A 7,940-nucleotide genomic window follows, 5' to 3' on the forward strand; every position below is an offset into this window, starting at 1 on the left:
ACTTGTAAAAAGGTAGAAAGCAGGTTGATAGATATGAGCAATGATTCAATTCAGGAAATGTGGAAAGATTTTAAGAAGACCCACCCGAATGCGCCAACAGATTTTGAAGCATGGGCTTTTGGCGATTCTGAGGAAATGGCTGATGAACTGGCGAATTTAGTGTTAGAAGGAAAGAAAACAGCAACAGCATCAAATTATACGTTATATGAGTTAGAAAAGGAGCCGCTGCCCCATATAGGTCTTCATAATATTATTCTCGATGGGGATGGAAAAGCCGTGGCCATCGCCGAAACGACTTCGGTTGATATTATTCCTTTTGATGAAGTTACTGAAGAACACGCTTATTTAGAAGGTGAAGGCGACCGCTCGTTGGAGTATTGGCGTACCGTACACGAAGACTTTTTTAAAAAAGAACTCAAAGAGGTAAATCTAGAGTTCCACCATAAAATCCCTGTGGTTTGTGAAAAATTTAAAGTAGTATATAAGTAATATACTGTATGGTTTTGCATGGCTTGATGAGTACCCTATAGCCAAACTTTTCTATCCTGATTACCTTGTTCCAGGGCTGGTATCAAAATATTTTTCCAATTATTAGTTAGGGATTTTGGTGAATAAGGGTAGATTCTTTTTCTTTTTCTAATAGGAGTGATTCGGACATGACTATACTTGTTACGGGCTTTAATGGGAAAGTAGGAATAGAAGTAGCCAAAAAATTACTTGAAAAGAACCTTTCCTTTAAGAGTGCAGTGAGAAACGTTGAAAAAGCAAAGAGAATTTATGGAAATGACTTTTCTTTTGTAGAATTAGACTTTTCTAAACGTGCTACGTTTGAAGAGGCGTTAGAAGGTGTAGATAAGATCTTTCTCATGTATCCCCCAGGAGACAAAATCGAATTTTATCAATTTCTTAAAATGGTCAAGGGAAAACGTATAAAGCATGTTGTGTACTTATCGGTTAAGGATGTTCAGTTTCTTCCTTTCGTTCATCATTTTAAGAATGACAAGCTCATCAAAAAACTAAACATACCCTATACTTTTATTAGAGCAGGGTATTTCATGCAGAACCTGCATGATTTTTTGGGAGAAGAAATTAAAGAAAATCGAAGGATTTTTGTCCCAGCGGGGAAGGGGAAGACGAGCTTTGTGGATACACGGGATCTTGCAGAAGCAGCTCTTCAGGCTTTTGAAAATCCTGCAGATCATTCAAACAAGAGTCATGTCATTACGGGTGAGAAAGCGGTCGATTTTTATGAAGTAGCTGACTTAATGACTTCTATTCTTGGGGTGAGAATCGAATATATAAATCCAACGGTTAAAGAGTTTAAGTCGTATATGTTACAAAAGGGAGAAAATGAGGACTTTGTGAATGTCGTAATCGGTATTCATTTTCCAACCAAATTGGGGTTGGCTAAAGGAGTCACCTATGATTTTGAAAAAATCACAAAATCCAAACCAACTCCCATTGAACGGTACATTGAAGATTATAAAGAGAGATGGTTGAGAGAGTAAAGGGGTCATAGGCTAAGAAAGTTACTAGTTACGATAGAAATTAAACGTCCATGACTATAACGAAGAAGCGGCCGTTAACATTTATGCGGATTTGCACCGTTATTATCACCTTCACAAGCAATGGATAAAATGAATCTAAGATAAAGCCCCACACGAAACAATTTCGTGTGGGGCTTTATGGGTTGTATCGTTTTTGGCTGAATTCCGACTTAATAGTGTTGCTTTACTAATCTCAAACACATTGGTTAACTGTACGTGAACTATCTCAGCCAGACTGCTTCACACTAAGGATGGTGACTGTCGCCAGGATGAGTACCATTCCAAGAAATTGAACGAGACCCAAATCATCTCCCAAAAGCATAACGCCGAATAATGAAGCTGTCACCGGCTCTACCATAGCTACCATAGAAGCAGTTGACGGGGCAGTCCGTCGAATTCCAATCACATACAATATAAATGAAATTCCAGCTCCCAGGATCCCTAATAGAACAAACCAGCCTAAGTCGCTTGAGGTCACCACGCTGGCTGCTTCACCCTTGTTCATAAAGAGAAGAAGAATGAGGCAGAATGAGAAAAAGGCGATAGTCAAGGTCGTCTGCGGCTTTGCAATAGAAGCCGTTTTTTTAAATCCGAATATAAACAAAGCGTAGCAAAGCCCAGCAGCAAGCCCCGCTGCCGCCCCTAGAAAACTGACTGAAATCGATTCGGGGTTGTAGGCACCTGTAAGCAGGATAATCCCGATAAGCACGCCGGCAATGCATCCCCATTTGAACCAGGTCGAGCGTTCTATTCCTCTTAAAAAGGAGACTAAAAGAACAAAAACAGGGGCAGAGTACACTAAAGTAGCCGCAACAGCAATGCTTGAAGACTCGATACTAAGAAAGTAAAAAGTGAAATTACCAGCAACACCGAGCCCTGCTAATAAGGACCATATATATAAATGAGGAGAGGTGGTCCAATTTTGTTTAAACCGAACGAGAAACCAGGCGAGAAAACATATAAACCCGACAGCCCCTCGATAAAATGAAATCACAATAGGATCCCAGCCCTTGTCCATTAAAATATCCGCAATTCCTCCGCTTATGCCCCAGAATAATCCCGCTAGCATAACTAAACCTACACCTAAATATCTCATTGTGTGCCTCCTAATAATAAGTAATAGTACGAATATTTGGTTACGCTATTAGAATCTCATCTTGATTTTACTAACGTAAATTCAAGGGCTATACAATCCTTATTACGTTCCTAATTATCCATAAAAATGGTAGTTCCTTTTATCTCTAGTATCTAAACCTAAATTAGATGTGCAAACTTTTTTGAGCCCTTTGGATGATTGCATGATATGGAATAAAGTACTACAATGATAAGGAATGAATGTTCATTCCGTGATAAAAGGAGGAAACTTTCAGATGCCGACATCCACAAGTAAACGTGATCATATCATCCACAGTGCGCTTAATTTATTTGCAGAACGTGGTTTCGATGCGACAACGATTCCGATGATTGCTAATGATGCCAACGTAGGCGCAGGAACCATATATCGCTATTTTGCGAACAAAGAAGTTCTTGTCAATACATTGTTCCAGCATTATGTGACATTGTTCACCCATACGCTGGAGGAAGATTATCCGAAGGAAGATAGTATTCGTAATCAATTCCATCATTTATTTAAAGGGATGGTTCGTTTCACAAATGACCATGAGCATGCCCTTTATTTTATAAAAACCCATAATGCTGCTTACTTTCTTGATGATACGAGTCGAGAGAATTTTAATCATCTGCTTATGATTCTCCAGAATTTCTTAGATGAGGGGAAAGAAGAAAAGCAAATTCGAGACCTTCCATCGAAAGCGTTAATTGCTATTATATTTGGTGGTTTTCTTGAGCTTTTTAAATTGATCCGTGCAGGTGACATCGAATCGTCGGAGGAATTATTGGCAGGAGTAGAGGAAAGTTGTTGGGATGCTGTGCGTCATCATTCGTGATGGGGCTCAGTTTTCTTATCCTATAAAAGGAATGAATATTCATTCCGGTTATTTTCAAATCCATGAAAGAGGTGCTTATTCATGAATCATATAGAAGAACTTCCACAACCGAAATCCTATGGACCGCTCGGAAATTTACCGGGCATTGATAAAGATAAACCCATACAGTCGTTTATGAACCATGCTCGGGAGCTGGGACCGGTCTTCCAATTTCAATTTCCTGGTCGAGTAAGTAACTTCGTTTCCAATGCTCGTTTTGCTGCAGAAATTTGTGATGAAACACGCTTTGATAAAAAAGTCGGGCCTGCTCTTCAAAAAGTACGTGCTTTTGGCGGAGATGGTTTATTCACTAGTGAAACAGGTGAGCCGAATTGGAAGAAAGCCCACAATATATTACTTCCTAGTTTCAGCCAGCAGGCGATGAAAGGGTACCATGATAAAATGGTCGATATTGCTTCACAGCTGGTCCAAAAATGGGCACGTCTTAATTCGAACGAAGAAATTGATGTGCCGGATGATATGACTCGTCTTACGCTGGATACCATCGGTTTGTGCGGGTTCAACTATCGCTTCAACAGCTTCTATCGTGAAGATTCTCATCCATTCGTAGAAAAAATGGTGAGGGCGCTCGATGAATCGATGAGCCAGTCGCAGCGGCTCGGTATCCAGGATAAGCTGATGGTCCGTTCCAAACGACAATATAAAGAAGATATTGATTACATGTTCAATCTGGTCGATCAATTAATCGAAGATCGGAAGCAAGCGGGTGACCAAGGAGAGGACGATTTACTTGCTCACATGCTAAAAGGAAAAGACCCTGAAACAGGAGAAGCCCTCGATGATGAGAACATCCGGTTTCAAATCATTACATTCCTGATTGCGGGGCACGAAACAACGAGCGGTCTTCTTTCTTTTGCAATTTATTTCTTGTTGAAAGATCCTGAGAAATTACAGAAAGCCTATCAAGAAGTGAATGAAGTCCTTGGTGATGACACACCATCCTACAAACAGGTGAAACAGTTGAAATATGTGCGGATGATCTTGAATGAAGCGTTGCGGTTATGGCCGACAGCCCCGGCTTTTTCTGTTTTTGCCAAGGAAGATACGACGCTTGATGGAGAATATGAGGTGGAAAAAGGAGATACGTTCACGCTCCTTTTACCAGAGCTGCACCGTGACACGTCCGTCTGGGGCGAAGATGCGGAAGAGTTTAAACCGGAGCGATTTGAAGATCCCGCAAACATTCCGCATCATGCTTATAAACCTTTTGGCAACGGGCAGCGGGCTTGCATTGGGCAGCAATTCGCTCTTCATGAAGCGACGCTCGTTCTCGGCATGGTCCTGCAGCATTTTGAACTGGAAGATCATACAGATTATGAACTGGACGTTAAAGAAACGTTAACGTTCAAGCCTGACGCATTGACGATGAAAGTGAAATCCAGAAAAGAAGCTATGGTATTCCAAACGCCGGCTTCTGAGGAGAAAAAAGAAACATCTGTAGAATCGAAGGCAGAGCCTATCATCCAATCAAATGGCACGCCATTACTTGTGTTATTTGGATCTAATTTGGGAACGGCAGAGGGAGTAGCCCGAGAACTTGCGGAAACCGCACGATATCAAGGGTTTGAAGTGACTACAGCTCCATTGAACGAATTTGCCGGAGATCTTCCGACTGAAGGGGCAGTTTTAATTGTATCTGCTTCCTATAACGGAAACCCGCCAGATAATGCGACTTCCTTTATGGATTGGCTTCCATCAGTTGAAGAAGCAGACCTGGAAGGGGTAACCTATGCCGTCTTCGGCTGTGGGGATCGCAATTGGGCGAACACCTATCAGCGCATTCCGGCCATTATCGATGGAGAGCTCGAAGCCAAAGGGGCTTCAAAACTCCTTGAACGTGGAGAAGGAGATGCAAGTGAAGACTTTGATGGCGATTTTGAAAAATGGCAGGAGCGTTTATGGCCTAGTTTAGCGGATCGTTTTAATCTTGAGCTGGAGGACGGAGACCACACGTCTAGTCACGTCTCTATGGAATTTGTCAGTGGCATCAGCTATACACCAGTTGCTCGCACGTATGATGCTTTTACTGCCGTTGTTCGTGACAACCAGGAACTCTTGAATACTAGTGAACGAAGTACTCGTCACATTGATGTACAGCTGCCTGCAGACGTCACCTACAAAGAAGGGGATCATCTTGGCGTGCTGCCTGAAAATACACCAGCACTTGTAAACAGGGTGTTGAACCGGTTTGGAATAAAAGGAGAAGAGCATGTCATTCTTGGAGCAGGTACAGGAAGAGCGAACCATCTGCCTGCCAACCAGCCTGTTCAGCTTGCACAATTATTATCGTCATATGTGGAATTGCAGGAGCCAGCGACCCGCGCACAAATTCGTGAGCTCGCAGCGAGTAACCCTTGTCCTCCTCACAAAATGGAGCTTGAACAACTCGTAGAGGATGACATCTACAAACGAGAAATTTTGGAAAAACGTCAGACGATGCTTGAGCTGCTTGAAGCTTATCCTTCCTGTGAAATGGAATTCGAAAGCTTTATCTCCTTGCTGCCGTCCTTGAAAGTCCGTTACTATTCCATCTCTAGTTCACCACGTGTGGACGAACATCAGACAAGTGTTACGGTCAGTGTCGTCCGTGGGGAAGCCTGGAGCGGCAAAGGCGAGTATGAAGGAGTAGCTTCTAACTATCTGGCATCTCGAGAAACAGGCGACAAAATCGCTTGTTTCATCCGAACGCCTCAATCGGCATTTCAGCTGCCTGACGATCCTGAAACTCCGATGATTCTCGTAGGACCAGGAACGGGAATCGCGCCGTTTAGAGGATTCATCCAAGCTCGCCATGTCATGCAGCAGGAAGGGAAAACGCTCGGAAGTGCTCACCTGTACTTCGGGTGCCGTCATCCAGAACAGGACTTTTTATACGAGAAAGAACTGAAGGAAGCCGAAAGCCTCGGGCTTATCGAACTTCATAGTGCTTTCTCCAGACAGGATCAAGAAAAAGTGTATGTCCAGCATTTAATGAGGAAAAATGCACAAACGATAATTTCTCTCTTAGATCAAGGAGGCCACCTGTACATTTGCGGCGATGGCAGCAAGATGGCTCCTGAAGTGGCGGATACGCTGATCAGGTGTTATCAAGATCTTCATCAGACAAGCAGCCAAGAAGCAACTGCATGGTTGGAAGGGCTTGAACAATCCGGTCGCTTTGCGAAGGACGTCTGGTCTGCGTCTTAAGAGTATTTTAAAGGAATAGATGTTTTAAGTTGAACACTAGATTATAAAGGTTAATGAAAGAGGGCGATCGCTTCATACTGCGATCGCCCTCTTTATTTTAAAGTCTATGTTAAAGGTGATTGTGGATATTGATAAGTGAGTTATTCAACAATTTGGCAGGATAGCGGAAGACTCGATTTCGAGACATTTGATGAGAGGAGCAGGGCGAATGGCTCGCTTTCCGTGGGAGCGCGGTGAGCCTCCTCGGACGTCCCGTCCTGCGGGGTCTCACTTAGCACTCTCTTCCCACAGGAGTCTCGCCATTCCCCGCCGCCCTTCACTAAAGATGTGCTTCTCGAAGTCCACTTGACATGAAAACTTTTAATTAAAGAGGGAGAATAACATTCCAGTGCAACGGTTAAATTGTTCTATTTTAAAACTCCACAATATTAATGTAGTTTACTTGCCTTCCTGTGAAAGGTTGATAAGAAAATTTAGACATTCCAATCCTTTCTCAACTCAACACATAGCGATGAGGAGACTTCCTTTACTTCTGTACGATAAATCAACATTGAATCACTCCGTTCTTCGTGTTTCCTTTATCTCCGGCAGCTCATTCCAGTTCATACGAAACGAAGCGCTTTCGCTTTTAAAAATGGAGTACCGCAGTTCCCCAATCCCCGATACGAAGTAAGCGAGAAAAAGTACCGCTTTCACTAAGAAGGTGCGGTTTTCCATCCCTCTGTTCTTTCGGATTAAGAGCTTTATAGCAAGGTTTTGCAGCCTGAGACACTTGGACCGAGAAACTGCGTACTAACAGAATTATTTGCTTTTGTTGAAGCGGTTTCGAGATACTTATATGGCAAAGGGGCGGAGGGAAACGGTGAGACTCCTGGGGGAGGAGCGGGACAGGTGAGACCCCGGAGAGCGAAGGTCGAGGAGGCTCAGCGCCCGCCCCCCGGAAAGCGATCCGTTTCCCGGAGCCCCTGGATTCTCATTAGGTCTCGAAACCGAGTCTTCCGCTATAGGGAGCTTATATGAATATCAACACGGAACTTTAACAAAGTCATTTTTAAAAAGGGAGCAGCTTGTGACGAGGCCACTGAAGAACTGCTAACTTTTTGAGTTATATATCAAAAAAGGAAGCCGCGTTGGACTATTTTATCGTCCAACGCGGCTTCTTTGGTTGTAAGTAAGAGGGTTTTGTCCTCTTATTCCTTCA

At 43.1% G+C, this 7,940-nt stretch carries 5 protein-coding genes; 4 read left to right on the forward strand and 1 reads right to left on the reverse strand.

Annotated features, from left to right (window positions below; translation table 11 throughout):
• Positions 1–33 precede the first annotated feature (33 nt).
• Together LF817_RS14590 and LF817_RS14595 are read left to right on the forward strand one after the other, a co-directional pair.
• On the forward strand, positions 34–489 hold the full coding sequence (locus tag LF817_RS14590) for an ASCH domain-containing protein (RefSeq protein ID WP_253936542.1): 456 nt from the start codon (positions 34–36) through the stop codon (positions 487–489).
• 167 nt (positions 490–656) lie between these two features.
• Positions 657–1,508, forward strand: coding sequence for an SDR family oxidoreductase (locus LF817_RS14595; RefSeq protein WP_253936543.1), 852 nt, complete (start codon positions 657–659; stop codon positions 1,506–1,508).
• 265 nt (positions 1,509–1,773) lie between these two features.
• Here the strand turns inward: LF817_RS14595 and LF817_RS14600 are convergent, their stop codons facing one another.
• Positions 1,774–2,643, reverse strand: a complete 870-nt coding sequence (locus LF817_RS14600) for a DMT family transporter (RefSeq protein ID WP_253936544.1) — start codon at positions 2,641–2,643, stop codon at positions 1,774–1,776.
• A 274-nt stretch (positions 2,644–2,917) separates the two neighbouring features.
• Here LF817_RS14600 and LF817_RS14605 point away from each other — a divergent pair, with 274 nt between their 5' ends.
• Positions 2,918–3,493: a TetR/AcrR family transcriptional regulator gene (locus tag LF817_RS14605; protein WP_253936545.1), complete on the forward strand. Its 576-nt coding sequence runs from the start codon at positions 2,918–2,920 to the stop codon at positions 3,491–3,493.
• 81 nt (positions 3,494–3,574) lie between these two features.
• Positions 3,575–6,739: a bifunctional cytochrome P450/NADPH--P450 reductase gene (locus LF817_RS14610; protein WP_253936546.1), complete on the forward strand. Its 3,165-nt coding sequence runs from the start codon at positions 3,575–3,577 to the stop codon at positions 6,737–6,739.
• Positions 6,740–7,940 lie beyond the last annotated feature (1,201 nt).

The sequence above is a fragment of the Halobacillus sp. A1 genome (genome assembly GCF_024189295.1).
Lineage (GTDB): Bacteria > Bacillota > Bacilli > Bacillales > Halobacillaceae > Halobacillus_A.